At 57.8% G+C, this 3,168-nt stretch carries 3 protein-coding genes and 1 pseudogene; 3 read left to right on the top strand and 1 reads right to left on the bottom strand.

Going from position 1 to position 3,168, the window contains the following annotated elements:
* From B3873_RS04655 to B3873_RS04650, 3 genes and pseudogenes are all read left to right on the top strand, one after another.
* Positions 1 to 140 (top strand): annotated as a pseudogene (locus tag B3873_RS04655) (formylglycine-generating enzyme family protein); the annotation flags it as partial.
* A 124-nt stretch (positions 141 to 264) separates the two neighbouring features.
* The gene (locus tag B3873_RS26700) at positions 265 to 405 is read left to right on the top strand and encodes a DUF7661 family protein (protein WP_422652294.1); all 141 of its coding nucleotides are present in this window, start codon (positions 265 to 267) and stop codon (positions 403 to 405) included.
* A gap of 69 nt (positions 406 to 474) precedes the next feature.
* Positions 475 to 1,023: a GNAT family N-acetyltransferase gene (locus B3873_RS04650; protein ID WP_286864292.1), complete on the top strand. Its 549-nt coding sequence runs from the start codon at positions 475 to 477 to the stop codon at positions 1,021 to 1,023.
* A gap of 137 nt (positions 1,024 to 1,160) precedes the next feature.
* Here B3873_RS04650 and mgtA read toward each other — a convergent pair.
* Positions 1,161 to 3,168, bottom strand: a 2,008-nt coding sequence (gene mgtA, locus B3873_RS04645) for a magnesium-translocating P-type ATPase (protein WP_286864290.1), incomplete at its 5' end; no start/stop codon positions are given.

The raw sequence follows: 3,168 nt of genomic DNA, 5'->3' as shown, positions 1-3,168 counted from the left end.
AAACAAGGGTGCGACTCCGTGGCTCGTCGCATACCTGGTCACTGTATGCGCGGTGTGCCTTCCGGAACTGGAATACCGTCAGTACGCGCTATACGCTAGTGGGGATCAGGCTGGTGCGGGATGTGGAAGTCCGGCATTGAAAATTCAGTTGGGCGCGGCAAGCGGCGTGATTTCATCTGGCGGGGGTCGTCTTGAAGTCAGTGGCGATGCTGGAGAGCTTGATTACCTTGTTTTGTTTTTCAGCTGAAAGAGGGCGGAGCGCCAATGAAAGAGTTGAGGTTCAATATTTTCGGGAAGCTTATTGTCGTGACAGGCGTATGCGCTACTTGGCGAGCTTGCTATCTCGGGCCGGATGGGAAGCGCAGACCGGCGGATGTCGTGATGCCCGCTGCGCTTGTCGAATAGAGGCTTTTTTGGCTATCTGGCGGTTCTCTGTCATGAGAACGCAACGCCGCGAAACTTTACTTCCACTAAATGAAAAATATCAGTCCAGAAAACGCTCCACTGTCTTTGGAAAAATGGGATGACAGACACATCGAAGAACTTTCCCTTATTGCGAACAACAAAAATATATCGGGAAATATGGCAGATAGATTTCCCTCGCCATACAAGTTGGATGACGCTGTCGCCTGGATTCACGAAATGAAATCGCATCCTCACCGCCATGCGTGGGCGATAGAATTCAACGGCAGGTTGGCGGGAGGAATCAGTCTGGTACCTCGATCGGGCTCCTTGAAGCACTGTTCAGGCATCGTCTATTGGCTGGGTGAGCAGTATTGGGGATTGGGCCTGGCGACAGAGAGTGTGCGGCGCGTGCTTGCTTTTGCGTTTGATGTCGAGCAATTTGTCCGGGTTGAGACAACAGTATTTGAGTGGAATCTGGCTTCCATCAGAGTCTTGGAAAAATGCGGCTTTGTCCGTGAAGGTACGCTAAGAGCGAGCTTCATGAAGAATGGACGCATCGTTGATCGGCACTTGTACGCGGCTCTGAATACAGAAAACAAAAAGAGATTTGAAACTTGAAATCGTGCTCAGGCACTTGCTTTCAAGAGGTAAATGCTCTTGTCTGCGTGATTGTGAGCTGGCACCTCTCCAATCGGTCAGAAAATCATGCCTGCTCCAAAGAGCAGGCATTTTCATTTCATCAGGCCGGCCACTGCTCACTGCCACCCATACCGCCTGGCATACCACCCCTTCATCCCCTGGATCAGCACCGCATAGGCGACCAGGATCGCCACCAGCCACGGGAAGTACGACAGCGGCAACGCCTCCAGCTTGAAGTAATGCGCCAGCGGCGTCATCGGGATCGCAATGCCGATGGCCATGATGACCAGCGTCATCCCCATCAGCGGCCACGAGGCGCGGCTCTGGAAGAAGGGGATGCGGCGCGTGCGGATCATGTGCACGATCAGCGTCTGCGACAGCAGCCCTTCAATGAACCAGCCGGACTGGAACAGGGTTTGATGTTCCGGCGTGCTGGCGCCGAAGACAAACCACATCAGCGCAAAGGTCGTGATATCAAAGATCGAGCTGATCGGACCGAAGAAGACCATGAAGCGGCCGATGTCACCGGCATCCCAGCGCTGCGGCTTTTCCAGGAATTCCTTGTCGACGTTGTCGAAGGGAATCGAGATCTGCGAGACGTCATACAGCAGGTTCTGCACCAGCAGATGCAAGGGCAGCATCGGCAGGAAAGGCAGGAAGGCACTGGCAATCAAGACCGAGAAGACATTGCCGAAGTTCGAGCTGGCCGTCATCTTGATGTATTTCAGCATGTTGGCGAAAGTCTTGCGGCCTTCCAGCACGCCTTCTTCCAGCACCATCAGGCTCTTCTCCAGCAGGATCAGATCCGCCGCTTCCTTGGCAATATCCACCGCCGTATCCACCGAGATACCGATGTCGGCAGCACGCAGGGCCGGGGCATCGTTGATGCCGTCGCCCATGAAACCGACCACGTGTCCGCGATCATGCAGCACGCGCACGATGCGTTCCTTGTGCGCCGGCGAAAGCTTGGCGAAGACCGTCACCGTCTCCACCGCCTGCGACAGCTCCGCATCGCTCATCTTCTCGACATACGAACCCAGCAGCATGCCCTTGACCTCCAGCCCAACCTCACGGCAGATCTTGGCGGTGACCAGCTCGTTGTCGCCGGTCAGGATCTTGACCTTCACGCCATGCGCACGCAATGCGGCCAGCGCCGGGGCGGTCGATTCCTTGGGCGGATCGAGGAAGGCGATGTAACCGATCAGCACCAGGTCCGATTCGTCAGCCAGGCTGTAGACCTCTTTGGTCGGCGGCAAGTCCTTGGCGGCCACGCCGACCACGCGCAGGCCCTCGGCGTTGAGGCTGCCGGTGGTGGCGCGGATCTCTTCCAGCAAGGCCGGGGTCAGCGGTACCACTTCGCCATTGACGCGGGCGCGCGAGCAGACCGAGACGATTTCCTCGACCGCACCCTTGCAGATCAGCTCGTGGTGATCCTCGCGCTCGGACACCACCACCGACATGCGGCGGCGCTGGAAGTCGAAAGGAATTTCGTCGACCTTGCGATAGGCCGAGGCGATGGACATTTCACGTTGCAGCTCGGCGTGCTCCAGCACGGCCACGTCCAGCAGGTTCTTCAGGCCGGTCTGGTAATAACTGTTCAGGTAGGCGTATTGCAGCACTTCGTCATCGGGCTCGCCATGAATGTCGGTATGACGTTCCAGGAAAATCTTGTCCTGCGTCAGCGTGCCGGTCTTGTCGGTGCACAGCACGTCCATCGCACCGAAGTTCTGGATCGCATCGAGCCGCTTGACGATCACCTTCTTGCGCGACAGCGCCACCGCGCCCTTGGCCAGGGTCGAGGTCACGATCATGGGCAGCATCTCCGGCGTCAGGCCCACGGCCACGGAGAGGCCGAACAGGAAGGCTTCCACCCAGTCGCCCTTGGTGAAACCGTTGATGAAGAACACCACCGGCGTCATCACCAGCATGAAGCGGATCAGCAGCCAGCTGACCTTGTTGACGCCCGCCTGGAAGGCAGTCGGCGTGCGGTCCGTGGCGGTGACGCGTTCAGCCAGCGCACCAAAATACGTGCGCTTGCCGGTGGTCAGCACCACGCCCGTGGCCGAGCCGCTGACTACATTGGTGCCCATGAAGCAGAGGTTGTCCAGCTCCAGCGGGCTGCTG

The sequence above is a fragment of the Herbaspirillum sp. UBA812 genome (assembly GCF_002296545.1).
GTDB lineage: Bacteria > Pseudomonadota > Gammaproteobacteria > Burkholderiales > Burkholderiaceae_D > Herbaspirillum > Herbaspirillum huttiense.
Note: the sequence above shows the minus strand (reverse complement) of the source record. Positions and strands in the feature narration are given on the sequence as shown.

Excerpts from the sequence above, each read along its gene's own strand:
- B3873_RS26700 (WP_422652294.1), top strand. The coding sequence starts at position 265 with ATGAAAGAGTTGAGGTTCAATATTTTCGGGAAGCTTATTGTCGTGACA.
- B3873_RS04650 (WP_286864292.1), top strand. The coding sequence starts at position 475 with ATGAAAAATATCAGTCCAGAAAACGCTCCACTGTCTTTGGAAAAATGG.